This is a genomic window from Sphingomonas sp. (assembly GCF_048595155.1).
In the GTDB taxonomy this organism is placed as follows: Bacteria; Pseudomonadota; Alphaproteobacteria; order Sphingomonadales; family Sphingomonadaceae; genus Sphingomonas_I.
Genome location: NZ_JBMDXN010000003.1, coordinates 1 through 24,066 on the forward strand (window position 1 = coordinate 1; position 24,066 = coordinate 24,066).

Here is a 24,066-nt window from a genome sequence, read left to right on the forward strand (position 1 = left end):
AGGAAACCCGTTTCATCGTAATCCGGAAGGGGCAGGTTGTGTGGGATTCGATCAGAAGGTGCACCAACCCTGGACAGATCCAGAGAGTAAACGAAATTTGGATTATCGCGGACCCGGGATTCAAATTCAAAGACGTTAGGAAACATACGCGAAGGATAGCTAAGAAGCTTTTGAACAAATGTATCGACAGTAGAATAATCAGTGAACTGAAGCGGGCGACCATGCATGACCCGATTACGGATGGGCGTCAGCCGATCGAGTTCAGTGGAATTTTTCTCAAGAAACCGGGCGGTCGATGTATCCAGTTCACCCTTGTGACGTCGCAAGGTCTGGATCGCATCGGGGAAGTCTAGGTAGTCGTAGACATCGCTGCCTTCCATTCGGCCGTCACGCTTTGCCCGCGCGAGGGTCTTTTCTAGAAGTTCAGGGTCGAAAATTTCATTAATAGCACGACTGTCGTTTAACTGCTCCCTAACAAGGGTGCGCAGATCGATATCTATTGCTACGATGAGTCCATAGAGGGTTAAACGAACAAGACTCGAGCTCACCTCTCACCTCTCTCCGGCTGCAGCTGCTAGGCCATAAGGGGTTTGCATCGCTACGCAAGACGATCAGCGGGTTCCCGTTATCATCAGCATGACGATGCCGGCGCGTGGCGATCGCAGCTGATCAGTTCCTCAATATATACTGGCCAGCGACGACCAGCATTTACCGACAGGCTGTTGGCGGCGTCGTTGAGGGAGCGACGATGCCTCTGCGATTTAGTACGATACTGTTGCGTTTAAGAATTCGTGAGGATCTGCGCGACCAAGCTTGTTTCTTTGACGACTACCGGAGTCCCTGACCGCTCGGTACTCGTGGGCTGGCGTGCGCTTACCCCCGCAAGTTCGTCTTAGCGGGACCTACATTCCATCCAGAAGGCTGGGTGGCGGTCCGAACGGCTTGCAGATATTTAGCGTGCCGCCGCTCGGCATCTCCAATTTGCCATCAAGCCCGAGCAACTTCCTGTCGAATGTATGTAGTCCTGCCACATCGGCGACCATCGCGGTGGCAAGGTGCACCGCATCAGGCGGCTTCAGCCCAGGATGCCCGCTCTGCATGAGCTTGCGGGCAAGGGTGCCGACATTACGGTCCGTTGCAACTACGAGAATGTATTCATTTCTGAAAAAATCGGACAGGTCGTCGCCATCGACGGCCTTAACCTCATCATGCTTGCACACTTCCGCTAAGGCCAACCCGGAAGTTGCGATCTCCAGCTGCTTTTTAGCTGCCAGGCCGATTACATGGTTGCACAACGTGGCTCGGTCTTCGACCCCACCGTCCTTGAGTGGGACCTGCTCCTGAATAATCATCGCGATCCAAGCACAAGAATCCCAAGCGTACCTAGGCGTCGCCATTGTGCAACCTTTCCAGGTATTCCTCAGAGCTTAGCCCCCCGGTGAACTGGCGATCAATTACATCCGCCGGCCCGGGAAGCTTTCTGGCCGGATCAGCGAACTCTAAGTGGGTCACATCTGCCTGAGAAATTTTGCCGAGAGAACGATAGCGCAGGATGCCGAGTGCGGTCACCCGGCGCTGCTTCCAAACCACGTTGGCAACCGGTTCCTCTTCTAGGGCGCTCAGCGCCTCGCCAGCCAGGAAACACTTAACATCGGCATTGGTGAGACGATTCCGTACGACAATGAATGGATGGCCCCACGCGTCTGCTCCGACGGTTTGGATCAAGCCTTCGAGGCTACCCAATTCCTTGTAGGGATGCACCGGATCGTCCGCCCGGACGACTGCAATATGATCAATAGTTGCCACGGCATCTGCGGGGCGAAAGACGACTTCGATGGAATTTTGCGCAACAACACTGGTTTCGGCGAGTCCCCGCGTGACGCGGCGGGCGAACCTATCGGCAGCTTCGAGGACGTTGTCGGTAAAGTGAAGAGGACGGACGCTCTCGCGCTGCAGCCGGACTAAGCCGTAGGAGGTCTGCTCTCGCGCCCGCGCAGCGAGGTTCGCTCCATCGGGGAAACCGCTTCGTGCCACCGCCTCCACAGTAATCGTCGCAGGACTGTTCTTGCTTAAGCCTACTACGCGCCAGTCGTATTGCTCCGCGTTTCCTTCTGCCATGGAGGCGGCGACTCCATTGATCATTTCGAAGTAGTCGCGGACCTGGTCCAGCAGGTCATCCAACAGCGGGGAGTCGTTCTCTCCACGGCCCGCAATGCTTAGCTGGACGGTTGTTGTCATTGATTACGCCCCCATGTCTTCCGGGCCCAAAACCGCATAGAGCGCGAAAAAATGGCTGAGTAAAGGCGCGGGCATTTTAGTGCTCGAGCGAGCTCTTCGCGGGCGCCCTATGCCAGAGCAAATGCAGGCAACTTGGCGCGCCGCGAGCTTGTGAGCCGGCAACCAGAATCGGCGGAACCGCCGCGCGATTCGCAGCGCGCGGGATCTTGTGACGCCACATTAGAGCTGAGCGTCACCCCCAGCCTGCGCGGCGACGTCCTTTCGGACCAAGGTAAAAAATGGCAGGGCGTAGTGAACCACCCAGCCGATCGTCAGCGCGTACAGCACGGTGCCCACGCCGACGGTGCCGCCCATCAGCCAGCCGGTCGCCAGCACGCTGAGCTCGATCGCAGTGCGGACGAGCTTGATCGGCCAGCCGGTGCGGCGGGCAAGGCCGGTCATCAGGCCGTCGCGTGGGCCTGCGCCGAGGCCGGCGCCAATATAGGCGCCGCCGGCGATGCCGTTCAGGACGATGCCGGCGATCAGGAAGGCGAAGCGCAACGGGTATCCGTGCGGCGCGGGCAGGAACGGCAGGGACAGATCGACGACGGTACCGATGACGATGATGTTCAGCACAGTGCCGATCCCCGGGCGCTGGCGCAGCGGGATCCAGAGCAGCAGCACGACCAGCCCGACGAGATTGACGGTCATGCCGAAGCTGAGGCCGAGGCGCGGCGCCAGACCCTGATGCAGCACATCCCATGGATCGAGACCGAGATTGGCCCGCAGCATGAGCGCCATGGAGACGCCGTAGAGGATCAGGCCCCAGGACAATTGGATAAGGCGTCGCGTGATCATGGGGCGCATGCTTGCCCCGGCCGGTCGAGCGGCGCCACAAATGTCGCGCTACAATGACAATCGTAAGAAGGAAGGCGCCGTGCCCGGCTTCTCGCCACTCCGCAGACTTTCTCCATGGCGCAGGGTGGCAGCAGCCTTGAGGGACGCCTGGGCGAACGACAGGCGCTGTCCGCTGCGGCGGACCGCCCCGGTGGTGCGCATCGCGTGTTCGACAGGCGACGTGCTGATCCCCGATCCGACCGCCAAGCCGGGCACTGCATCCTGGCGGACACGCGCGGCCGGGCGCGTGCGGGTTCGCTCCCCGGTGTGGCGGCCGCCCGCCCTGCGCGCGGCTTGACTTAGGCGCGCTGCCATTGTGCTTACGCAGCACGCGGTACGGGAATGCCGCGGCAACGGGGGGACGATCCATGATGAAGGCAGCCGGCTTTGCGATGCTTCTTGCGCTGACTGCTCCTGCGGGCGCGGCGGGAATTACCTATGACTGCGATACGGCGGCGGAGCATTGGTCAGAATTGAACCTGCCGGCGGATCGGCGCGGATTTTCGGTCACCGGGAACGTGCAGCTCTCTATGCTGGCCGCGAGCAAGACATTCGTCCCGACCGTGCGTATCCAGGTGGCAGAGAGTTCGCCGCCGGGAAAACCGTCGGCCCATTATGCGGGCTTCTCGCTGGGCGCCCTGCCGGTGGGCGAAAGGAAGACACCGGCCGGGCAGACGGCAACGCAGATGCTGAGCTATAATGTCAGCGGCAAGGACGACGAGGTGTTGCCGATGTCCATGCTCGTCAATCCGGGCGCGGTGCAGCCTTTCTCCATGGTCTATGACGGCAGCAGCCTTGCCGTCACCATCGTGGAGAGCAAGAGCTTCCCGCTCAAGCTGACCGACCCGGTGGTGCGCATCGTCTGTTCGACCGGCGAATTCCTGATCACGGATCTGACCATCACCCCGCGGTGACATCCCGCCGCGGGCGGCAAGGATGACGGCGGAGCCGCGGCGCGGGCATGGGTTTAGGGCGTGCCCTTCCCCGCCGCCGCCTTGCGCGCCGCGACGGCGGCATCCCAGGTCGCCCAATCGATCGAGCGGCCGGGATAAGCGACCGTGCGGAAGGGCCAATCCTTCGCCACCCAGCCCCTTACCCACTGGTATAAAGCGGCGTCGAAGCCGGCGTCATAATCGGCCTTGGTGACCCACAGCCGCACGATCGCGTCATGGCCGGGGACCGGGCTGGGCGAGACGTAGACGGAGCCGCGTTCGCGGCGGCCATCGGGCGTGAGCACGGCATAAGCGAAGGATTTGCGGGCGCGGAAGCGAGCCTGTTCGCCTTCCATATCCTTCATCGCTTCCGCATCGGTGATGCCCTGGCGCGGCCAATTGGTGCTGCGGCTGAACGTCTTTTGAAGATGATCGATCGACGCCATGTAGGCGTCGTAATCCAGCTTCACGACCTCCGGGCCGAGCGGCACGAGCACAAAGCCGGGGCCTTCGATGCGGGTCGGCGGGGTGAAGCCGGCCGGGATGAAGGGCGTTGCGGGCCGGGCCGTGGCGGCGGCCGGGCTGGCGGGAGGCGTCTGGGCGGCGAGCGGCGATGCCAGCGCGGCGGCGGCGAGCAGGAATGTGCGGAATGATGTCGGCATGGATGTGATCTCCCCGCGCGATGCATCGGGCGTGCGGGGGCGGTGTGCCTATGGGGTGTTTGGCGCAGACGGGTGTTGCGAGTGGCGCGGTGCCGGGCGTGTTTCGGCGGTAGTCCGCCAAGAGCCCGTTCAGTCCGCGTGGTGGGATGGATGCTGAAACACGTTCAGCATGACGGTTCTTTTGAGGTCAGGCGCGGGTCTCGACGCGGTCGCGGCCGCCACGTTTGGCGTCGTAGAGGGCCTCGTCGGCGCGGGCCATGGCGGCGGTGAAGGATTGATAGTCCTGCAGCGCGGTCACCCCGCAGGAGAAGGTGAGCGGCGGGCGATCGGCGGCGGCAGCGGTGTCGAGGCGGAGGAGCAGGCGCAGGCGCTCGACGATCTCGGTCGCGTCGTCCAGCTCGGTGGCAGGCATCAGGATGGCGAATTCCTCCCCGCCCCAGCGTGCGGCGCGATCGCCCCGGCGGAGGCCTTCTTCCAGCCGGCGGCCAAAGGCGGTGAGCACGCGATCGCCCTCCTCATGGCCGAAGCGATCGTTGATCGACTTGAAATGATCCAGATCCAGCAGCGCGATCGCCGAATTGGTGCCGGCGCGCAGGGTGCGGGCCGCCATATCGGTAAAGCCGCGGCGGTTGAGCAGGCCGGTCAGCATATCCTTGCCCGCCGCATCGGTGAGATTGCTGATGCGCGCGGCATTCTCGTTCGAGGCGCGCGCCACGCCCGCCAGCAGTTCGCCGACCAGATCCTCACCGCCGGTGGGGATGTTGGGCACACGCTCGCCGCGCTGGAGCGTGCGCAGCAGATCGGTGGCGTAGCCGATCGGCGCGAGCAAGGCGGCCAGCCCCGCCACCGCCGCGCAGGTGCCGACCAGGGTCGCCGCCAGCAATGTGAGGAAGATCCCCCAATCCCAGCGGCCGCGCACGCCCTCTGCCACGCAGAAGACGATGATCGGCAGATGCACCGCCAGGAAGCACAGGGTGAACAGGCGAAGCTGATAACTGCGCGGGAAGATCCAGCGCGTCGCCTGGTAAAAACGCATGTCGTCTCCGGATAATGGGAATTACGACATGCGCGAACGCGCGATCCAAAGCGTGGTGCCGGAATGGCGACGCACGGTGCGATCGGCCGGGTGAATCGAGCGCGAAGCGCGGGCACCTAGCGCGCCTTTTCTTCAGGCGTGGCATCGGGGACGGGCGCCGGGCGGAGGAAGCCGGTGGCGAGGCCGTGGTAGAGGCGCTCGCGGCAGATGAGCGAGGCCGCGCCTTCGGCGATCAGCGCGGTGGCGAGGAGCGGGAGCATCAGGCCGCGGCTGGCGGTCGTTTCCGACATGATGATGACGGAGGTGAGCGGCGCGCGCACGACGCCGGTGAAGTAAGCGACCATGCCCAGCAGCACGACCGCGCCGGTCGGCTGATCGGGGAAGAGGGCGTGGACGACATTGCCGACGCCCGCGCCGGTTGCCAGGCTGGGCGCGAAGATGCCGCCGGGCAGGCCGGCCGCGGCGGTGGCGAGCGTCGCCAGGAACTTGGCCGGGCCGAACCACAAGGGCGCGTCGCTGCCCTCGATAATGGCGCGCGCGGCGCTGTAGCCGGTGCCCCAGGTCAGGTGGGTGACGACGCCGAGCGCGGCGACGATCAGGCCGCAGCCGCCCGCCAGCAATAAGGGCCTGCCGCCGGAGATCAGGCGGGACCCGCCGCGAGCGAGCCACAGCATCAGGCGGGAGAAGAGGCCGCCGCTCAGGCCGCCCAATATGCCCGCGACCGGCGCGATCAGCAGCACCGCGCGGAGCGGCAAGGTCTGCCCGACAAGGCCGAAATAGATATAATCGCCGGCCACGCCCTGCGCGATCATGCCGGCGATCAGCACCGCGCTCATCACCAGCAGGGTCATGCGCTGCTCATAAGCGGCGGCGAGCTCCTCGATCGCGAAGGCGACGCCGGCGAGCGGCGTGTTGAAGGCGGCGGCGACACCGGCGGCCGCGCCCGCGACGAGCACGGATGCGGTGACCGGCACGCGCATCCACTTATGCGCATAGGCCATGATGGTGGCGCCGACCTGCACCGTCGGCCCCTCCCGCCCGACCGAGGCGCCGCAGAGCAAGGCGCCGGCGGTGAGGACGGCCTTGAGGAGGGCGGTGCGGGCCGAGACGAGGCCGGCCATCGCCGCCTCCGGCGCCTGCTTGGCGGCGATGATCTGGGGAATGCCCGATCCGCGCGCGGCGGGGGCGAGCCGGCCGGTCAGCCAGGCGATCGCGACGAAGCCGATCGGCGTCAGCAGCAGCGGCAGCCACCAATGATGCTGGGTCATGCCGGCGAACAGCTCGCTCGCGCGGTCCGCCGTCCAGGCGAAGGCGACCGCGATCAGCCCGACCGTCGCTGCCCCGCCGAAGATGGCGGTGCGCCGCCGCCAGACCGGCGCGGTCGGGCCGTGGCGGCGCAGCGCCACCCGCACGCGCCGGCGCACGTCCGCGCCGTCGCGTGGTTCCGGATCAGGCATGACGCGCGGCGCCGTCAGTCATCCTGATCGGCGAGGTAGCGCTGGGCCAGGATCGGCGAACGGGCGGCGGCGGTCTCGTCCAGCCGGCGGCGGGGCGAGAAATGGGGGGCGGACTTGAGCGTCTCATCCCCGGCCCGGCCCCGTTCGGCGACCGAGCGCAGCGCGCCGATGAACTGATCGAGCCCGGCCTTGCTCTCCGTCTCGGTCGGTTCGACCAGCATCGCGCCGTGCACCACCAGCGGGAAATAGACCGTCATCGGGTGGAAGCCCTCGTCGATCAGGCCCTTGGCGATATCGAGCGTGGTGAAGCCCTGGGCCATGCCGTGATCGGAGAACAACGCCTCGTGCATGCAGGGGCCGGCGCCGGCGAAGGGCGCGTCGAGCACGTCCTCCAGGCTGCGCAGGACATAATTGGCGTTGAGCACGGCGTCGCCCGAGACCTGGCGCAGGCCGTCGGCGCCGTGGCTGAGCATGTAGGAGGCGGCGCGGGTGAACATGCCCATCTGGCCATGAAAGGCGACCATGCGGCCGAACGCCTGCGCGTGATGATCCTCGGCGGTCTCCTCCTCGACGAGGCGGAAGCTGCCCTCGCTCGTCTGTTCGACGAAGGGCAAGGGCGCGAACGGGGCGAGCGCGGCGGAGAAGACGACCGGGCCGGCACCGGGCCCGCCGCCGCCATGCGGGGTCGAGAAGGTCTTGTGCAAGTTGATGTGCATCGCGTCGATGCCGAGGTCGCCCGGGCGAACGCGGCCGACGATCGCGTTGAAATTGGCGCCGTCGCAATAGACCAGCCCGCCGGCGGCGTGGACGGCTTCGGAGATCGCGATCATGTCGCGTTCGAACAGGCCGCAGGTGTTGGGGTTGGTGATCATCACGCCGGCGACATCCGGGCCGAGGCGGGCCTTCAGCGCATCCAGGTTGACGCGGCCTTCCGCGGTGGCGGGGATATTCTCCACCGCATAGCCGCAGAAGGCGGCGGTGGCCGGATTGGTTCCGTGCGCGCTTTCGGGGACGAGGATGACCTGACGCGCGTCGCCGCGCGCCTCCAGCGCGGCACGTATTGCGAGCAGGCCGCACAATTCGCCGTGGGCGCCGGCCTTGGGGCTCATCGCAACGGCGGGCATGCCAGTGAGCTTGCACAGCCATTCGCCGACGAGGTGGATCAGCGCCAACGCGCCCTGCACGGTGGAGACCGGCTGAAGCGGGTGGATGTCGGCGAAGCCGGGCAGCCGCGCCATCCGCTCGTTCAAGCGCGGATTATGCTTCATCGTGCACGACCCGAGCGGGAACACGCCGAGGTCGATCGCATAATTCTGGCGGCTGAGACGGGTATAATGGCGGACGGTTTCGGGCTCCGACAGTCCGGGCAGGCCGATCTTGCCGCGCTCCAGGCCGCAGAGGCGGTTGGTCGCATGGGGCGCCGCGTCGAAGTCGACGCCGGTGCGGTCGGTCGCGCCGATCTCGAACAGCAACGGCTCTTCCAGCATCAGCGCGCGGTTGCCGGTGAAGGTGGGCTGTTCGCCCGCGCCGTTGGCGAGCGGCGCTTCGGGGCGCCAGCCGGACTGATTGATGGTCATGCCTGGAGCTCCCACGAAACAACCCTTGATCCTAATGAAGCACCGTTCGCCCTGAGCTTGTCGAAGGGCTGCTTTTCTTGTTGGGTGAAAGAAGAACGGTGCTTCGACAAGCTCAGCACGAACGGGGTGGGAGCGGCCCCGTACTCCCTCGAAGTTGGGATCATGCCAATGCCTCCTCAAGCGCGGAGGCAAGCGTGGCGACATGCTCCTGGGTGGTGGTTTCGGTCACCGCGACGATGATGCCGGTCTCAAGGCCCGCGGCGTCGCCGTAGAGGCGGCTCAGCGGCACGCCGGCGAGGATGTTCTTTTCCGCCAGGCCACGCACGATCGGCCGCGCCGGCTTGCTCAGCCGCAGCGTGAATTCGTTGAAGAAGGCGGTGTTGACCAACTCGACGCCGGGGACCGCCGCCAGCACATCCGCCGCGGCGGACGCCTTGGCATGGTTGATCGTGGCGAGCTCCCGCAGGCCCTGCTCGCCCAGCAGCGTCATGTGGACGCTGAACGCGAGCGCGCAGAGGCCTGAATTGGTGCAGATGTTGGAGGTCGCCTTCTCGCGGCGGATATGCTGTTCGCGCGTGGACAAGGTCAGCACGAAGCCGCGCTTGCCGTCGGCATCGACGGTCTGGCCGCACAGGCGGCCCGGCATCTGACGTACATATTTGTCGCGCGTCGCGAACAGCCCAAGGTAAGGTCCGCCGAACTGCAGGCCGACACCGATCGACTGGCCCTCGCCGACGACGATGTCCGCGCCCATCTCGCCGGGCGACTTGATCGCCCCCAGCGCCACCGGCTCGGTCACGACGACCACCAGCAGCGCGCCCTTGGCATGGCAGGCTTCGGCGAGTTCGGAGAGATCGGCGATGTGGCCGAGGATGTTGGGATTCTGGACGACGACGCAGCTGGTTTCGCCATCGATCGCGGCGAGCAAGCGGGCCATGTCATCCCCTGCCCCGTCCAGCGTCGGCAAGGCCGTATCGAGCGCGTCGCCGGTGAACTTCGCCATCGTCTGCGCAACCGAGACGTAATGGGGATGGAGCCCAGCGGAAAGGATCGCCTTGGTGCGGCGCGTGATGCGGCGCGCCATGCCGATCGCCTCCCAGCAGGCGGTCGAGCCGTCATACATGGAGGCATTGGCGACATCGCAGCCGAACAGGCGCGCGACCTGCGTCTGGAATTCGAACAGGACCTGCAGCGTGCCCTGCGCGATTTCGGGCTGATAGGGCGTATAGGCGGTGAGGAATTCGCCGCGCTGGATCAGGTGATCGACGCTGGCCGGAACATGGTGGCGATAGGCCCCGGCGCCGAGGAAGAAAGGCGCCTCGCCCGCGACCAGATTTTGCCGGGCGAGACCGCTCAGCTGCCGCTCGACCGCCATTTCGGTCATGTGCATCGGCAGGCCTTCGACCGGCGCGGACAGGCGCGCGGCGGCGGGCACGTCGACGAACAGATCGTCGATCGACGCGGCGCCGATCGCGGACAGCATCGCGCCACGATCGGCATCGGTAAGGGGCAGGTAACGCATCAAGCGGGCTTCCTCATGGAAAAGCGAAGGCGGACATAATCGGCAATCCAGCTGCCGTCGGGCTGCCGGAGCTTGGGGGCGAGCGCGGTTTCGACGGCGGCGGCAATTTCGGGCTGCGCGCTGTCGGGCACCTGGGAGGCATCCATGAAGCCGGCGCGGAAGACGCGCAGCCAGCCGGCGACGCCGTCCGGCAAAGGCGTCGGCCGCGGAATCAACTGCGCTTCGATGTCGGTGAAGCCGGCAGCCTCATAGATTGCGGTGAATTCCTGCGGCGACGGATACCATTGCGGATCCTCGGCCGGGACGGGATAGCCGCGCTGGGTGAGCTCGGCACGGATGCCGGCGCGTAAGGTGGCGACATTGCCCTGCCCGCCCATCTCGCCGACAAACCGCCCGCCTGGCTTGAGCGCGCGGAAGACGCCCTGGGCAACCGCGTTGCCGTCCAGCATCCAGTGCAGCGCGGCGTTGGAAAAGACCGCATCGAATTCCGGGTCGAAGGTCAGCGCCTCGCCATTGGCAATCCGCGCATCCAGACCGCGCGCCTGGGCCGCGGCGATCATATCGTCCGACGCATCGACACCCACGACGGTTGCCCCGGCCTCGACGATCTTGATCGTCAGGATGCCGTCGCCACAGCCGAGGTCGAGGATATGCTCGCCCGGCCGCGGATCGAGCAACGCTAGCACCGGCGCGCCCAGTGCGGGCACGAACGCGGCGTTCTTGACATAATCGGCCGCATCCCAGCGGCTGGCGGGATTAGGCGAGGTCATCTGCCACCTCCGTTCGCGTCGACAGGCGTCGAGTCATCGAGCTCGGGCGAGACGCCTCGGCTGCGCTCGGCAAGAGCCCTCGACTTCGCTCGGGCCGAACGGAAATGGAGTGCACTCACAGCGCCGCCACGACCGCCTTGTCGCACGTCTCGTCCATCCGGCTTTCCAGTTTGTCCGCATCGGACAGCGACGTTTTGACATGGACGGCTGCATCCCAGCGGCTGGTGACATTGGACGCGGCCATCCCCGCCCCCCGTTCGCCCCGAGCGAAGTCGAGGGGCTTTGCCGAGCGCAGCCGAGGCCACGCGTGCGGCGTCGCGACTTCGCTCGACGCGAACAGGGCGGGTTGATCGCTCACAGCGCGGCGACGAAGGCCTTGTAGGCGGTCTCGTCCATCAGGCCTTCCAGCTCGCCCGGGTTGGACAGGGTCAGCTTGAAGAACCAGCCGTCGCTTTCCGGCGCCGTGTTGACCAAGGCCGGATCAGCCTCCAGCGCGGCATTGGCTTCGCTTACCGTGCCGGACACGGGGGCGTAGACGTCCGACGCAGCCTTGACCGATTCCACCACGGCGGCTTCCTTGCCCTTGGCCACAGCGGTGCCGGCGGGCGGCACTTCGACGAACACGACGTCGCCCAACTGGGCCTGCGCATAATCGGTGATACCGACGGTGGCGCTATCGCCCTCGACCGAAATCCATTCATGATCCTGGGTGAAATAGGTCGTCATTGGGAAACTCCCTTGCGGACATAGCGGTGGGGGACGAACGGCATCGGGGTCACGGTCGCGGCGAGCCGTTTGCCGCGGACTTCGATTTCAAGCGCGGTGCCGGGCGCGGCATGAGCCGCCTCGACATAGCCCATCGCGATCGGGGCGCCGACCGTGGGCGCAAAGCCGCCGGAGGTGATGGTGCCGACCTGCGCGTCGCCCGCGAAAATACCGGCGCCCTCGCGGGCGGGCAGGCGCCCTTCGACGGCGAAGCCGACGCGCTTGGTCTTCGCGCCATCGCGCAGATCAGCGAGGATCGTCTCCGCCCCCGGGAAGCCGCCCTCCGTCCGGCGACGCTTGGAAATGGCAAAGCCCAGATCCGCCGCGGCGGGATTGATGTTGGTATCCAGGTCGTGGCCGTACAGCGGCAGCCCCGCCTCCAGACGCAGCGAATCCCGTGCGCCCAGGCCGATCGGCTTCACCTCGGGCTGGTTGCAGAGCAAGGTCGCGAACATGTCGACGCTGTGCGCCGGAAGCGAAATCTCGAATCCGTCCTCGCCGGTATAGCCCGAGCGGCTGATCCAGAATTTATGCTCGCCATGGCCAAACAGACCGGCGGTCATGAAGGTGAGCTGTTCGACACCCGGCACCAGCCGCGCGAGCGCGGTCACCGCCTCCGGCCCCTGCAGCGCCAGCAAGCCATAGCTGTCCATCGTCACCAGGGGGACGCTGCCCGGCAGGCGCGCGCGCATATGGGCGACATCGCCCTGTTTGGTGGCGCCGTTGACGACCATGTAGAAATCGTCCGCGCGGCGCGTGACCATCAGGTCATCGATCACGCCGCCATTGTCGTCCAGCAGCAGCGAATAGCGCATGCGGTTGACGCCGAGGCCCTTGATGTCCCCCGGCAGCAGCGCCTCCAGCGCGGTATCGACATCCTCGCCTGAAAGCGTGAGCTGCCCCATATGGCTGACATCGAACAGCCCGGCATGGTCGCGCGTCCACTGATGCTCGGCGATAATGCCGTCATACTGAATCGGCATGGCGTAACCCGCGAACGGGACCATGCGAGCGCCGCGGGCACGATGCCACGCATCCAACGGCAGCGGTTCGGCGGTATGATCGTCGGCGCTCATCAATATGTCCCGTTCAAGAGCACGACAGACGGCAGGACCTTTCGATCCGCTCCATCCATCGCCCCCTCTGTCACGGAACCTGAGAGCATTCGCGCGCCACGCACCAAGGCCGGTCGCGCTTTCACCTTCGGTGGAGCGGAGCTTGCACCCCGCTCGCTTTCCAGAGCGTCTTAAGGTCTGCGCGGTCCGTTGACCTGAGAGATTCCGGGGCGGTTGCTCCTTCGGTGGCCCGCTAAAAGCGAACGCTCTCCCGCGCAGTCCTCCGGCAGTTGCCTACCGACGACGCGACACCCCTGCACGGGGCGCAGATTCGAGTCAATCGAGGTTCGGCAGGCGAAAGGCCCTAAGTTAAGGGGCAACCAACGTAGTTGTACCGGGCATGCTATTTGCGCGTTTGGCGAAACTGTCGAGGCGCCTGCAGTTCCAGCGCGTCCTAGCGAGATGAGCTTATTCCCATCGCCACGCAATATGGGGAGAAGACTTCCCCTAATGGGCCTCGAAGAACGCATGCCCGTTCCTAATATGGCAGGGACCGCAGCTACGTGGGCTCGTTCGTACGCCACGCTCTTTCAGGATTCTCGTATGGGATACGCCATCGCTCTAATGAAAGCGCTTCTTACCGCCATTTACTGGATTGGCGTGTTCTTCGTATATTACGGCGCCGTTGCAGGCGACCGATATCCTGAGTTACGATCTCCAACCTTCTTAGACACTTACGGCAAGGGCATCCTAGTGCTGGGAGGGGCCACTCTCCTCTTTAGCGTGATAATCTACCACGTAGACAGCCGAAAGTTGTAAGAATGGGACCGCACTTAATCCCGGACGAACCATGACAGTCGGAGAGATGCGCTACTCAAGTCAAGTATTTGGTAATGACATTGATTATTACATGTCGTTCATTTTTCGTGGATACATAGCTTGCTGAACGCTGCTCTTCCTGTGTGAGCGGAAGAAGACGCTCCTAACAGCCCAGGCCTCCCAATATCCGTGTGTCAGCGCACCCAGGCGTCATGCTAGCGGATGCCGGATTCTATCGCGATCCGCAGGAGGTCGGCGGTGCGGGAGACGCCGAGCTTGCTTTTGATCATGCTGCAATTGTTGGCGATCGTCTTGTAGCCGAGGCCCAGGATATCGGCGATCTCGCTCAGGCTTCGGCCCGCCGCCAGCTGGCGCAGGATTTCCAGATCGCGCGGCGCAAGGGGGGCCAGCGTCGCGACCGGGATCGGATCGCCCAGGACAAGCGCCTGGGCGATCTCCTGCTCCACATAGCGGCCACCCGCGGCAATCCGCTGAATGGCGACGAGCAGTTCGTCGGGCGAGGCATTCTTGCTGACATAACCCTGTGCGCCGACCGCGAGCGCCCGGCTGACGTGCAGGGGGTCCGCATGCATGCTGAGCACGAGGATCGGCACCGATCCGATCTGCCGCAGCCGGGCCACGAGTTCGATGCCGCCAAGTTCGGGAAGATTGAGATCGACGATGATGAGATCGAGCGCGTGGGCACGCGCCACGGCGATCCCCTCGCGGCCCGTCGCGGCTTCGTAAATTTCGGTATCGGCCGTCATCGTCAGCATGCGCCGGAGGCCGGAGCGGACTATCGCATGATCGTCGATCAGCAGAATTTTCATGACGCGGCGTCCCTGCGCTGCGCTTGGGCTGCGGGGGCGGCAGCGCCGGGTAGTCGTGCCTCGACGGTCCAACGGGAGCCCGCGGCATTCGGGCCGTACGTCAGCGTGCCACCATGCGCCTCGACCCGCTCGCGCATGCCGATCAGGCCGTAGCCGCGCCGCCCGTCCGAGGCGGCGTCGGCCGGCCTGACGCCGTCATTCTCGATCGTGACGACCAGCGCCGTGTAGGGATCGACGCGCGCTTCGATCCCGATCCGTCGCGCCTCGGCATGGCGCACGGCGTTGCTGACGGCCTCCTGGACGATCCGATAGGCGACCTCGGCGGTCTGATCGCCGATGTCGGCCTCCGCCACCTCCACATCGAACGTGATATCGGCACGGCGCGCCGCCCAGAAGCGCACCAGATCCTGGATCGCGACGGCGAGGCCGAACTCGGTCAGGCGCGCCGGGCGCAACCAACCGAGCAGATCGCGCACCTGCCCCTGCACATAGAGGACCGCATGCTGGATCTCCCGCGCGCGATCCGCGGCAGCGGATGGCTGGCCGGCCTCGCACAATTGGGCGATCATCGCGGCGTCGAGACTGATCGCGAACAGGCGGGGACCCACCTCGTCATGCAGGTCGCGCGCAATCTCCGCCCGTTCCTCATCCTGGAGTTGCGCCAGCTGCTCGCCGAGCAGCCGGTTGCGGTGCATGGTCGAGCCGAGCCGTTCGGTCATGTCGTTGAAGCCACGCTGCAACAGGCGCAGTTCCGGCGGCCCCGCCTCCACGACGCGCGCATCATAATCGCCGGCGCCCAGCCGCGCGAATTGTTCGCTGACATGCGCCAACGGCCGCAATCCCGTGCCGATCGCCAGCCATACCAGGACCAGCCCGACCACCGATACGCCGCCGAGCACCTTGGCCAGGGCAAGCGCCTGATCCCAGGCGGCGCCCGTATCGGGCCCGGGGGTGGAGGCGAGCAGCAGCGCAAGCGGCCGATCGGGATGCACCGGGACGGGCAGGATCGCCGCCGGAAGCCGTTCCGCCACGAGACGGCTGAACCATGCGGGCGCTACAGCGCTGTCGCCCGGCTGCGAGGAAACGAGGGTTTGCCCGTTCGCCGCCACCAGCGAGAGCCTGACATGGCGATTGCCGTCGAAGGTCTGCACCAGCTGATGAAGATCGCGGAGCGGGTGATCGGAGCGCGGCAGATCCTCAAACGTCGCGGCGGCGGACCGCTTGGCCCCTGCCATCGCGGCCTCCAGTTCGGTCGCCAGTTCCTTGCGCACATGATAGCCGACGACCATGGCGCCCAGAATCAGGCTGGCGACCAGCGCGAGCGCGAAGAGCGCGATAACCCGGATGCGGAGCGACACAAGCGCGTCCTAGCACCAATTCGGGGCGAAAAAGCGGATTCGTCAATTCGGGAATTCTTCCCGGGAAAGTCGGGAAGACTCGCCATCGCCGCCCACGGCCGCACCCGTTAGGTCGCGCCCCACAAGTGGGAGTTCGATAAATATGACGATGGTTCGGGCGTTCCGCCCCTGGTTGCTGGCGTCCAGCGCCCTGTTTGCAATGGTGCAGGGCACGGGCGCGCAGGCGCAGGATCAGGCGTCGCAAACGCAATCGACATCGGCGCAGGCAGCGCCGACGACGTCCCCGGACATCGTCGTGACCGCCCGCCGGCTGGACGATGCGCGCGAGAGCATCAAGCCCAGCCTGGGCGCGGACACGTACACGCTGGACCAGGCCGCCATCCAGAATTCGCCCGGCAGCGACAACCAGCCGATCCAGAACATCATCCTGCAGATGCCGGGCGTCAGCCAGGACCAGTTCGGGCAGTTCCATGTCCGCGACGAACATAATGGCGTCCAGTATAGGCTCAACGGGATCATCATCCCCGAAAGCATTGCGGTCTTCGGCCAGGCCTTGTCACCGCGCCTGGTCGACAAGATGAGCCTGATCACCGGCACGCTGCCGGCGCAATATGGCCTGCGGACCGCCGGCATCATCGACATCACCACCAAGTCCGGTCTGAAGGACAGCACCACCGCCAGCCTGTATGGCGGCAGCCAGGGGACGTTCCAGCCGAGCCTGCAGGTTGCCGGAAGTTCGGGCGCCACGAGCTGGTTCGCCTCCGGCGACTATAAGCGTTCGGACCTGGGCATCGAGAATGTCGACGGCAGCAGGAACGCGCTGCACGACCGGACCCACCAGTTCAACGGCTTCGGCTATGTCGACCATATCCTGGGGCCCAACGACCGGATCGCACTGACCGGCGGCTATACCAACCAGCATTATCAGATCCCCAATCCGATCGGGCTGACCGGCAGCCAGACCGACGTCAACGGCAATCCGGTCGTGGTGAACGGCGTCAGCAGCTTTGCCAGCGAGGCGCTGAACGAGCGCCAGTTGCAGACGTTCGGCTTCGGCGCGCTGTCCTGGCTGCACAGCGCGGGCGCCTTCTCCTTCCAGGCTTCGGCATTCGCGCGGATCGCGACGCTCGATTATCGGCCGGACTATACGGGCGAGCTGCTGTTCAACGGCGAGGCCCAATATGCCAGCAAGCGCGACGTCACCGCCGGCGTCCAGTTCGACAGCGCCTACAAGCTGAGCGACAGCCACACGCTGCGCGGCGGGTTCCAGTTCGAGAATGACCGGTCGCGCAGTTCGACCGACACCAACGTCTTTCCGACCACGGGCGACACGTTCGATCCCACCCAGCCGGATCTGGGCTTTCAGCAAGGCGCGATCGTCGCCAATGCTCAGCCCGTTTCATTGCCGTTCAACGTCCGCGTGACGCAGCGGACCTATAGCGCCTATCTGCAGGATGAGTGGCACCTCACGCCAAGGCTGGTGTTCAACTATGGCGCGCGCTTCGACGAGAATGACGGCCCGCGCGACGAACGGCAGCTCTCGCCCCGCGCCAACCTCGTCTGGACGCCGAATGACAGCCTGACGCTCCATGCCGGCTATGCGCGCTATTTCGCACCGGCCCCGTTCGAGCTGATCGCCGACAGCAACCTCGCACAGGTCTTCAACACCACCGCGTCGCCCAACGTACGCACCAATGACGCAACCTATGCCCAGCGCGAAAATTACTGGGATGCGGGCTTCCAGCAGCGCGCGGGCGCCCTCACCTTCGGTGTCGACGGCTATATTCGGCGTTCGACGCATCTGGTGGACGAAGGCCAGTTCGGCGCACCGATCATCCTGGCGCCGTTCAACTATGCCCGCGGCCGGATCGTCGGCACCGAATTCACCGCCAGTTACGTGCATGGCGGGTTCAGCGCTTATGGCAATATCGCCTATCAGAAGGCGCAGGGGACCGACATCGTCTCCAACCAGTATAATTTCGCAGCCGCCGATCTCGCCTACATCTCCAACCACTATATCTATCTCGACCATGACCAGACCTGGTCCGGCTCGGCGGGCGCCGCCTATCACTGGCTGGATGGGCCACTGGCCGGCTCGCGCGTAAGCGCCAGCATGGTGTTCGGTTCGGGGCTGCGCAGCGACCTCACACTCGCCGACGGCAGCAGCATTCCCAACGGCGCGGCGCTGCCCGATTATGCCACGGTCAACATGTCGATCGGGCACAAGTTCGCGGCGAGCGGTATCGACGTCCATCTCGACGTCATCAACCTGTTCGATCACGTCTATGAAATCCGCGACGGCACCGGTGTCGGCGTGGGTGCCCCGTCGTTCGGCGCACGGCGCGGCATCTTCATCGGGTTGAGCAAGACGTTCTGATCGATCCGATCGACGCCGGCGACCGGGCGGCTGCGATCTGTCGGCGCGATGCAAGCCGGCAGGATCGGGCCGCCGCGGGCAGGCCGGATGCGCCGCCCGTCCGCGTGCGGGGCGCTCCGTCCTGGCGTCTACCGCATCACCTTTGCCGAGAATATCGCGACGGAGGTCGACAAAATGACCTCGCTGGTTGCCGGTTTACATGTCGGCACGAGGTGAAACGCCCAGGCCTTCAGCGCCCCGGCCATCTCCGCTCTTCGGTATGCAGGCTGCGCGTCACATTGCCGGCGGCCTCGCCATCCTGTGCCAGGACGACGCGGTTTCGGCCCGAGGCCTTGGCTTCGTACAGGGCACTGTCCGCACGGATGAACAATTCCTGGAAGCTCTGCTCGCCATTACGCGTCGCCACGCCGGCGGAAATGGTGACCGAAACCGGGATCGTGTCGGTCAAGATCGGCGTCTGGGCGATCGTGTCGCGGAATGCCTCCAAACGATCGAGCAAGGTGGCGTGATCGTCATGATAGGCGAGCAACGCGAATTCCTCGCCGCCGAGCCGCCCGACCCGGCCGAATTCGCCCAGCAGCTTGACCATCATCGACGCGGTCGTGCGCAATACCTGATCGCCGATCCAGTGACCGTGGCGATCGTTGACGTTCTTGAAATCGTCCACGTCGACGATGATCAGGGCCAGGAAGGTGGTATCGTCGACGCCGTCGAGGAAGGCGCGCCGATTGAGCAGCCCGGTCAGCTCGTCCCGCATGCCCGCACGATACAGCGCCAGCTGCGCGCGGCCGAGCTTCCTGGTCACGGGGATGGCGATGCACAGCACGACGGCGACGGTAATCACCCACGATCGGATGGCGTTCGCCCAATTCGTGAAGAAGAACAGCTGGTTGGCGACGTCGACAGCGAGCGCGATCGACACGCACAGCAGCGTCGTGAAGAGGACATAGAGCGCGAGATCGCGATCATTCCTGAGTTCGGTGCGTGAAAAAGGTCCCATTTTGTCGCTCTCAACGCCGACCTCGCCGATCGGCTCCAACGACGCGCTAACCCAGCATCAATCCAGGTTCGGGCGCAGCCACCGCTCCGCCGTCTGGAGATCGACGCCGCGGCGAACCGCATAATCCTCCAACTGGTCGCGACCGATGCGGGCGACGCCGAAATATTGGCTGTCGGGATGGCCGAAATAGAATCCGGAGACGGCCGCGGTCGGCAGCATCGCGAAGCTTTCGGTAAGCGTCAGGCCGGTCGCGCCCGCATCGATCAGGTCGAACAGGATCGGCTTCAGGCTATGTTCCGGGCAGGCGGGATAGCCGGGCGCCGGGCGGATGCCGCGATATTGTTCCTTGATTAGTGCTTCATTGGTTAGCTGCTCGCCAACCGCGTAACCCCAGAGGTTCGTTCGCACATGCAGATGCAGGCGTTCGGCGAAGGCTTCGGCCAGACGATCGGCGAGCGCCTTCAGCAGGATGTCCCGATAATCGTCATGGTCCGCCTTGAACCGCGCGATGTGCGGATCGATGCCGTGGATACCGACGGCAAAGCCGCCGAACCAATCGTCTTCGCGATCGATGAAATCGGCCAGGCACATATTGGGCCGGCCCTCGCGCTTCTTGATCTGCTGGCGCAGCATGGGGAAGCGGGTTTCCGCCCCAGCGCCGGCCTGGACGACAATGTCGTCCCCGTCCCTGTGCGCCGGCCATAGCGCCGCCACACCACGCGCGGTCAGCCATTTCTCGGCGATGATCGTGTCGAGCATCGCCTCGGCATCGGCGAACAGGCTGCGCGCGCTTTCGCCGACAACCTCGTCCTCCAGGATGGCCGGATAATTGCCGGCCAGCTCCCACGCGCGGAAGAACGGTGTCCAGTCGATATAGGACCGCAGATCATCCAGCGGCCAATCCTCGAACACATGCCTGCCCGGCTGCAACGGCGCCGGCGGCTTCTGCCCGGCGTCATAGGGGAAGGCGTTAGCGCGCGCATCGTCCAGCGACGCCAGATCGTTCTGGCCCTTGTCGGCGCGCGCCACCCGTACCGCCTCATATTCGCCGGCGGTCTTCTCGACGAAGGAGTCGCGCTGCGTATCGGACATGAGGGTCGAGGCGACACCCACGGCGCGGCTGGCGTCCAGGACGTGGACGACGGGCCCCTGATAAGCCGGATCGATCCGCAGCGCGGTGTGGACCTTGGACGTGGTGGCGCCCCCGATCAGCAGCGGGATCGTCATGTTGGCGCGCGCCATCTCCGCGGCGACCGTCACCATCTCGTCCAATGAGGGCGTGATCAGGCCGGAGAGGCCGATCATGTCGGCGTCATTGTCGTTGGCGGACTTCAAAATCTCGGTCCAAGGGACCATCACGCCGAGATCGATGATCTCATAGCCGTTACAGGCGAGCACGACGCCGACGATATTCTTGCCGATATCGTGCACGTCGCCCTTGACCGTCGCCATGACGATCCGGCCCTTGGCCTTGGCACCGGCTTCCTTCTCCGCCTCGATATAGGGGAGCAGGTGCGCGACCGCCTTCTTCATCACGCGGGCCGATTTCACCACCTGCGGCAGGAACATCTTGCCCGATCCGAACAGGTCGCCGACCACGTTCATGCCATCCATCAGGGGACCTTCGATCACCTCGATCGGGCGGGCATGCTGCTGGCGCGCTTCCTCGGTATCGTCGACGACATACATGTCGATGCCCTTGACGAGCGCATGTTCGAGGCGCTTGCGCACGTCCCAGCCGCGCCATTCCTCGGCCTGCTTTTCGGCGATCGCGTCGGTGCCGCGATATTTTTCGGCGAGCGCGATCAGGCGGTCGGTCGCGTCGTCGCGCCGGTCCCAGATCACGTCCTCGCAGGCCTCGCGCAGCTCGGGATCGATCGCGTCATACACGTCGAGCTGGCCGGCATTGACGATGCCCATGTCCATCCCCGCCTGGATGGCGTGGTAGAGGAACACGCTGTGCATGGCGCGGCGCACGGGCTCGTTGCCGCGAAACGAGAAGCTGAGGTTCGAGACGCCGCCCGAGATGTGGCAATGCGGGCAGCGTTGCTTGATCTCGCGCGTCGCCTCGATGAAGTCGATCGCGTAGCGGCGATGTTCGTCGATGCCGGTGGCGACCGCAAAGATATTGGGATCGAAGATGATGTCTTCGGGCGGGAAGCCGATGCCGGTCAGCAGCTTGTAGGCGCGCTCGCAAATCTCGACCTTGCGTTCCTTGGTGTCGGCCTGGCCGACTTCATCGAACGCCATGACCACCACCGCGGCGCCATAGGCCATGACCTTGCGCGCATGGTGCAGGAAGGCCTCCTCCCCTTCCTTCATGCTGATCGAGTTCACGATCGGCTTGCCGGACACGCACTTCAGCCCCGCCTCGATCACGCTCCATTTCGAGCTGTCGACCATCACCGGCACGCGCGCGATGTCCGGCTCGGCCGCGATCAGCTTCAGGAAGGTGGTCATGGCATATTCGGCGTCGAGCAGGCCTTCGTCCATGTTGACGTCGACGACCTGCGCGCCGTTTTCGACCTGCTGGCGCGCGACCTCGAACGCAATGGTATAGTCGCCGAACATGATGAGCTTATTGAACGCCGCAGATACTGTGACGATGGTGAGCTCGCCGACATTGACGAATTGGGCGGTGGAGGGGCTGCTGGCCATATACTGCTCGCTCCCCTCCCGCTTGCGGGAGGGGCTGGGGGTGGGCCCGCATGAGCGGGATCAAGGTCGTTGTCGAAGGCGGGTCGCCCCACCCCCGCCCCCTCCCGCAAGCGGGAGGGGAGTTTGGTTCAGGCAGCCATCACGAACGGGTCGAGACCGGCGAGACGCGTGACTGAGGCATGATCGTGGAGCGCGCGCGGCGCGAAATCCTTTACCGCCGCCGCCATCGCGGCGATGTGCGGCGGTGTCGTGCCGCAGCAGCCGCCGACGACATTGACCAGCCCGTCCTTCGCCCAATCGCCGACCAGACCGCCGGTGGTATGCGGTTGTTCGTCATAGGCGCCGAGATCGTTGGGCAGGCCGGCATTGGGATAGGCCATGATCAGGCTGTCCGCGACCTGCGCCATTTCCTTCAGGTAGGGCCGCATCAAATCCGCCCCGAAGGCGCAGTTGAGGCCGATCGTGAGCGGGCAGGCGTGGCGCACCATGTAGGTGAACGCTTCGACCGAATGGCCGGACAGGTTACGGCCCGACATGTCGGTGATCGTCATCGACAGCATGACCGGGATTTCGTGCTGGCGGGCTTCGGCAATCTCCAGCACCGCGACGATCGCCGCTTTGGCGTTGAGCGTGTCGAACACGGTTTCGATCAGGATGAAGTCGCAGCCGCCGTCGAGCAGCGCCTCCGCCTGCTCGCGATAGACGTCCTTGAGCTCGTCGAAGCCGATCGCGCGATAGCCCGGATCGTTGACGTCGGGCGAAAGCGACAGGGTCTTGTTGGTCGGGCCGATCGCGCCGGCGACGAAGCGCGGACGGCCGTCCTGCGCCTCGAACTTGTCGGCGGCGTCGCGCGCGATCCTGGCGGCGGCGATGTTGAGCTCACGCACCAGATGCTCGGCGCCGTAATCGGCCTCCGACACGCGGTTGGCGTTGAAGGTGTTGGTCGACACCATGTCCGATCCCGCCGCCAGATAGGCTTCGGTGATCTCGCGGATGATGTCGGGCCGGGTCAGCACGAGCAGATCGTTATTGCCCTTCTGATCGTGGGTCAGATCGGTGAACGAACCGCGATAATCCTCCTCGCTCAGGCCATAGGTCTGGATCATCGTGCCGAACGCGCCGTCGGTCAGCAGGATGCGTTCGGCGGCGGCAGCGCGAAAGCGGCGCGCGGCGGCGGACGGGACGCGCGTCATGCCGCCTTCTCCGCCAGCCGGGGCGCCGATCGCAGGCCGAGCAGATGGCAGATCGCAAAGGCCAGTTCGGCGCGATTGAGCGTGTAAAAATGGAAGTGGCGCACGCCGCCCGCATACAGGCGCCGGCACATTTCGGCCGCGATCGTCGCCGCGATCAGCTGACGTGCGGACGGATGATCGTCGAGCCCTTCGAACAGGCGGTCCATCCAGGCCGGAATGGCCGCCCCGCACAGACCGGCAAATTTGCGCGTGGTGGCCACGTTCGACACCGGCAGGATGCCCGGCACCATATCCGCGTCAATGCCCGCGGCGGCGGCGCGATCGCGGAAACGGAAATAGGTTTCGGGCGAGAAGAAGAATTGGGTGATCGCGCGGTCCGCGCCCGCATCCATCTTCGCCTTCAGATTATCGAGATCAGCCTGGACGCTTGGGCTGGACGGGTGACATTCCGGATAGGCCGCCACTGAAATCTCGAACGGCGCGATTTTCTTGAGGCCTGCGACCAGGTCCGCCGCGCTGACATAGCCGTCGGGGTGAGGCACGAATGGCTGTCCGGCCTGGGGCGGATCGCCCCGCAGCGCCACGATATGGCGCACGCCGGCATCCCAATAGGCCCGTGCAATCTCTTCAATCTCTCCCTTGCTGGCTTCCACGCAGGTCAAATGCGCCGCAGCGGGGATGTGGGTGTCGCGCGCGATCCGCGACACGGTGGCATGAGTGCGCTCACGCGTGGATCCGCCTGCCCCGTACGTGACGGACACGAACTGGGGCTCCAGCGGCACCAGCGTCTCGATCGCGTGCCACAATTGCTCCTCCATCTTGTCCGTCTTGGGCGGAAAGAATTCGAAGCTGACCCGGGCATCGCCCGCCAGATCCGCAAACAACGGAGCGTCGAGGGCGCGACGCGCCTCTTCGAGCTGGGGGAGAGAGATAGACGCCAT

At 65.2% G+C, this 24,066-nt stretch carries 23 protein-coding genes and 1 riboswitch; of the genes, 4 read left to right on the forward strand and 19 right to left on the reverse strand.

The window, feature by feature from the left end; genetic code table 11:
* The 4 genes from ACOJSI_RS00270 to ACOJSI_RS00285 form a co-directional block, all read right to left on the reverse strand.
* Positions 1 to 548: hypothetical protein (locus ACOJSI_RS00270; RefSeq protein ID WP_420136247.1), on the reverse strand; the 548-nt coding region annotated here is incomplete at its 3' end.
* A 354-nt stretch (positions 549 to 902) separates the two neighbouring features.
* Entirely contained in the window at positions 903 to 1,352 is a 450-nt protein-coding gene (locus ACOJSI_RS00275) for a type II toxin-antitoxin system VapC family toxin (protein ID WP_420136248.1), read from the reverse strand.
* Positions 1,353 to 1,383: 31 nt separating this feature from the next.
* Positions 1,384 to 2,238, reverse strand: coding sequence for a hypothetical protein (locus tag ACOJSI_RS00280; protein WP_420136249.1), 855 nt, complete (start codon positions 2,236 to 2,238; stop codon positions 1,384 to 1,386).
* A 219-nt stretch (positions 2,239 to 2,457) separates the two neighbouring features.
* Positions 2,458 to 3,084, reverse strand: a complete 627-nt coding sequence (locus ACOJSI_RS00285; protein WP_420136250.1) for a YczE/YyaS/YitT family protein — start codon at positions 3,082 to 3,084, stop codon at positions 2,458 to 2,460.
* On the opposite strand from ACOJSI_RS00285, the gene ACOJSI_RS00290 reads away from it, so the two are divergent.
* The gene (locus ACOJSI_RS00290; RefSeq protein WP_420136251.1) at positions 3,074 to 3,412 is read left to right on the forward strand and encodes a hypothetical protein; all 339 of its coding nucleotides are present in this window, start codon (positions 3,074 to 3,076) and stop codon (positions 3,410 to 3,412) included. The genes ACOJSI_RS00285 and ACOJSI_RS00290 overlap by 11 nt on opposite strands.
* Before the next feature lie 70 nt (positions 3,413 to 3,482).
* On the forward strand, positions 3,483 to 4,028 hold the full coding sequence (locus ACOJSI_RS00295; RefSeq protein WP_420136252.1) for a hypothetical protein: 546 nt from the start codon (positions 3,483 to 3,485) through the stop codon (positions 4,026 to 4,028).
* 53 nt (positions 4,029 to 4,081) lie between these two features.
* Here ACOJSI_RS00295 and ACOJSI_RS00300 read toward each other — a convergent pair whose 3' ends face one another.
* The 11 genes from ACOJSI_RS00300 to ACOJSI_RS00350 all read right to left on the reverse strand — a co-directional run bounded on the left by ACOJSI_RS00300 (position 4,082) and on the right by ACOJSI_RS00350 (position 15,897).
* On the reverse strand, positions 4,082 to 4,708 hold the full coding sequence (locus tag ACOJSI_RS00300) for a twin-arginine translocation pathway signal protein (protein WP_420136253.1): 627 nt from the start codon (positions 4,706 to 4,708) through the stop codon (positions 4,082 to 4,084).
* 187 nt (positions 4,709 to 4,895) lie between these two features.
* Positions 4,896 to 5,744 carry a GGDEF domain-containing protein gene (locus tag ACOJSI_RS00305; RefSeq protein WP_420136254.1) on the reverse strand — a complete coding sequence of 283 codons (849 nt, stop codon included), beginning with the start codon at positions 5,742 to 5,744 and terminating at the stop codon, positions 4,896 to 4,898.
* Positions 5,745 to 5,860: 116 nt separating this feature from the next.
* Positions 5,861 to 7,201: a chloride channel protein gene (locus tag ACOJSI_RS00310; protein WP_420136255.1), complete on the reverse strand. Its 1,341-nt coding sequence runs from the start codon at positions 7,199 to 7,201 to the stop codon at positions 5,861 to 5,863.
* A 14-nt stretch (positions 7,202 to 7,215) separates the two neighbouring features.
* Complete coding sequence (gcvPB, locus tag ACOJSI_RS00315; protein ID WP_420136256.1) at positions 7,216 to 8,778, reverse strand: aminomethyl-transferring glycine dehydrogenase subunit GcvPB; 1,563 nt, start codon at positions 8,776 to 8,778, stop codon at positions 7,216 to 7,218.
* A 160-nt stretch (positions 8,779 to 8,938) separates the two neighbouring features.
* Positions 8,939 to 10,300, reverse strand: a complete 1,362-nt coding sequence (gene gcvPA / locus ACOJSI_RS00320) for an aminomethyl-transferring glycine dehydrogenase subunit GcvPA (RefSeq protein ID WP_420136257.1) — start codon at positions 10,298 to 10,300, stop codon at positions 8,939 to 8,941.
* Positions 10,300 to 11,070 (reverse strand): class I SAM-dependent methyltransferase, encoded by a 771-nt coding sequence (locus ACOJSI_RS00325; RefSeq protein WP_420136258.1) that lies wholly within the window; start codon positions 11,068 to 11,070, stop codon positions 10,300 to 10,302. The genes gcvPA and ACOJSI_RS00325 overlap by 1 nt, the downstream gene beginning before the upstream one ends.
* Positions 11,071 to 11,185: 115 nt before the next feature.
* Positions 11,186 to 11,428: a hypothetical protein gene (locus tag ACOJSI_RS00330; RefSeq protein ID WP_420136259.1), complete on the reverse strand. Its 243-nt coding sequence runs from the start codon at positions 11,426 to 11,428 to the stop codon at positions 11,186 to 11,188.
* A complete protein-coding gene (gene gcvH / locus ACOJSI_RS00335; RefSeq protein ID WP_420136260.1) occupies positions 11,425 to 11,796 on the reverse strand; it encodes a glycine cleavage system protein GcvH in 372 nt (123 codons plus the stop codon). The genes ACOJSI_RS00330 and gcvH overlap by 4 nt, the downstream gene beginning before the upstream one ends.
* Positions 11,793 to 12,911, reverse strand: coding sequence for a glycine cleavage system aminomethyltransferase GcvT (gene gcvT, locus ACOJSI_RS00340; RefSeq protein ID WP_420136261.1), 1,119 nt, complete (start codon positions 12,909 to 12,911; stop codon positions 11,793 to 11,795). The genes gcvH and gcvT overlap by 4 nt, the downstream gene beginning before the upstream one ends.
* Before the next feature lie 172 nt (positions 12,912 to 13,083).
* Positions 13,084 to 13,174, reverse strand: a riboswitch (glycine riboswitch).
* A gap of 750 nt (positions 13,175 to 13,924) precedes the next feature.
* Complete coding sequence (locus ACOJSI_RS00345; RefSeq protein ID WP_420136262.1) at positions 13,925 to 14,539, reverse strand: response regulator transcription factor; 615 nt, start codon at positions 14,537 to 14,539, stop codon at positions 13,925 to 13,927.
* Positions 14,536 to 15,897, reverse strand: a complete 1,362-nt coding sequence (locus ACOJSI_RS00350) for a histidine kinase (RefSeq protein ID WP_420136263.1) — start codon at positions 15,895 to 15,897, stop codon at positions 14,536 to 14,538. The genes ACOJSI_RS00345 and ACOJSI_RS00350 overlap by 4 nt, the downstream gene beginning before the upstream one ends.
* Positions 15,898 to 16,039: 142 nt before the next feature.
* On the opposite strand from ACOJSI_RS00350, the gene ACOJSI_RS00355 reads away from it, so the two are divergent.
* Both ACOJSI_RS00355 and ACOJSI_RS00360 read left to right on the forward strand, forming a co-directional pair.
* A complete protein-coding gene (locus ACOJSI_RS00355; protein WP_420136264.1) occupies positions 16,040 to 18,274 on the forward strand; it encodes a TonB-dependent receptor in 2,235 nt (744 codons plus the stop codon).
* Between the two features lie 87 nt (positions 18,275 to 18,361).
* A complete protein-coding gene (locus tag ACOJSI_RS00360) occupies positions 18,362 to 18,490 on the forward strand; it encodes a hypothetical protein (protein WP_420136265.1) in 129 nt (42 codons plus the stop codon).
* A gap of 13 nt (positions 18,491 to 18,503) precedes the next feature.
* Here ACOJSI_RS00360 and ACOJSI_RS00365 read toward each other — a convergent pair whose 3' ends face one another.
* From ACOJSI_RS00365 to metF, 4 genes are all read right to left on the reverse strand, one after another.
* Positions 18,504 to 19,274 carry a GGDEF domain-containing protein gene (locus tag ACOJSI_RS00365; RefSeq protein ID WP_420136266.1) on the reverse strand — a complete coding sequence of 257 codons (771 nt, stop codon included), beginning with the start codon at positions 19,272 to 19,274 and terminating at the stop codon, positions 18,504 to 18,506.
* 57 nt (positions 19,275 to 19,331) lie between these two features.
* On the reverse strand, positions 19,332 to 21,932 hold the full coding sequence (gene metH / locus ACOJSI_RS00370) for a methionine synthase (RefSeq protein ID WP_420136267.1): 2,601 nt from the start codon (positions 21,930 to 21,932) through the stop codon (positions 19,332 to 19,334).
* Between the two features lie 128 nt (positions 21,933 to 22,060).
* A complete protein-coding gene (locus tag ACOJSI_RS00375; RefSeq protein WP_420136268.1) occupies positions 22,061 to 23,125 on the reverse strand; it encodes a homocysteine S-methyltransferase family protein in 1,065 nt (354 codons plus the stop codon).
* Positions 23,122 to 24,066 (reverse strand): methylenetetrahydrofolate reductase [NAD(P)H], encoded by a 945-nt coding sequence (metF, locus tag ACOJSI_RS00380; RefSeq protein ID WP_420136269.1) that lies wholly within the window; start codon positions 24,064 to 24,066, stop codon positions 23,122 to 23,124. The genes ACOJSI_RS00375 and metF overlap by 4 nt, the downstream gene beginning before the upstream one ends.

Bases quoted from the DNA above. Each gene is read 5' to 3' on its own strand.
- ACOJSI_RS00275 (WP_420136248.1), bottom strand. From the start codon at position 1,352: ATGATTATTCAGGAGCAGGTCCCACTCAAGGACGGTGGGGTCGAAGAC.
- ACOJSI_RS00280 (WP_420136249.1), bottom strand. From the start codon at position 2,238: ATGACAACAACCGTCCAGCTAAGCATTGCGGGCCGTGGAGAGAACGAC.
- ACOJSI_RS00290 (WP_420136251.1), top strand. From the start codon at position 3,074: ATGGGGCGCATGCTTGCCCCGGCCGGTCGAGCGGCGCCACAAATGTCG.
- ACOJSI_RS00285 (WP_420136250.1), bottom strand. From the start codon at position 3,084: ATGCGCCCCATGATCACGCGACGCCTTATCCAATTGTCCTGGGGCCTG.
- ACOJSI_RS00295 (WP_420136252.1), top strand. From the start codon at position 3,483: ATGATGAAGGCAGCCGGCTTTGCGATGCTTCTTGCGCTGACTGCTCCT.
- ACOJSI_RS00300 (WP_420136253.1), bottom strand. From the start codon at position 4,708: ATGCCGACATCATTCCGCACATTCCTGCTCGCCGCCGCCGCGCTGGCA.
- ACOJSI_RS00305 (WP_420136254.1), bottom strand. From the start codon at position 5,744: ATGCGTTTTTACCAGGCGACGCGCTGGATCTTCCCGCGCAGTTATCAG.
- ACOJSI_RS00310 (WP_420136255.1), bottom strand. From the start codon at position 7,201: ATGCCTGATCCGGAACCACGCGACGGCGCGGACGTGCGCCGGCGCGTG.
- gcvPB (WP_420136256.1), bottom strand. From the start codon at position 8,778: ATGACCATCAATCAGTCCGGCTGGCGCCCCGAAGCGCCGCTCGCCAAC.
- gcvPA (WP_420136257.1), bottom strand. From the start codon at position 10,300: ATGCGTTACCTGCCCCTTACCGATGCCGATCGTGGCGCGATGCTGTCC.
- ACOJSI_RS00325 (WP_420136258.1), bottom strand. From the start codon at position 11,070: ATGACCTCGCCTAATCCCGCCAGCCGCTGGGATGCGGCCGATTATGTC.
- gcvH (WP_420136260.1), bottom strand. From the start codon at position 11,796: ATGACGACCTATTTCACCCAGGATCATGAATGGATTTCGGTCGAGGGC.
- gcvT (WP_420136261.1), bottom strand. From the start codon at position 12,911: ATGAGCGCCGACGATCATACCGCCGAACCGCTGCCGTTGGATGCGTGG.
- ACOJSI_RS00345 (WP_420136262.1), bottom strand. From the start codon at position 14,539: ATGAAAATTCTGCTGATCGACGATCATGCGATAGTCCGCTCCGGCCTC.
- ACOJSI_RS00355 (WP_420136264.1), top strand. From the start codon at position 16,040: ATGACGATGGTTCGGGCGTTCCGCCCCTGGTTGCTGGCGTCCAGCGCC.
- ACOJSI_RS00360 (WP_420136265.1), top strand. From the start codon at position 18,362: ATGCGCCGCCCGTCCGCGTGCGGGGCGCTCCGTCCTGGCGTCTACCGC.
- ACOJSI_RS00365 (WP_420136266.1), bottom strand. From the start codon at position 19,274: ATGGGACCTTTTTCACGCACCGAACTCAGGAATGATCGCGATCTCGCG.
- metH (WP_420136267.1), bottom strand. From the start codon at position 21,932: ATGGCCAGCAGCCCCTCCACCGCCCAATTCGTCAATGTCGGCGAGCTC.
- ACOJSI_RS00375 (WP_420136268.1), bottom strand. From the start codon at position 23,125: ATGACGCGCGTCCCGTCCGCCGCCGCGCGCCGCTTTCGCGCTGCCGCC.
- metF (WP_420136269.1), bottom strand. From the start codon at position 24,066: ATGGCGTCTATCTCTCTCCCCCAGCTCGAAGAGGCGCGTCGCGCCCTC.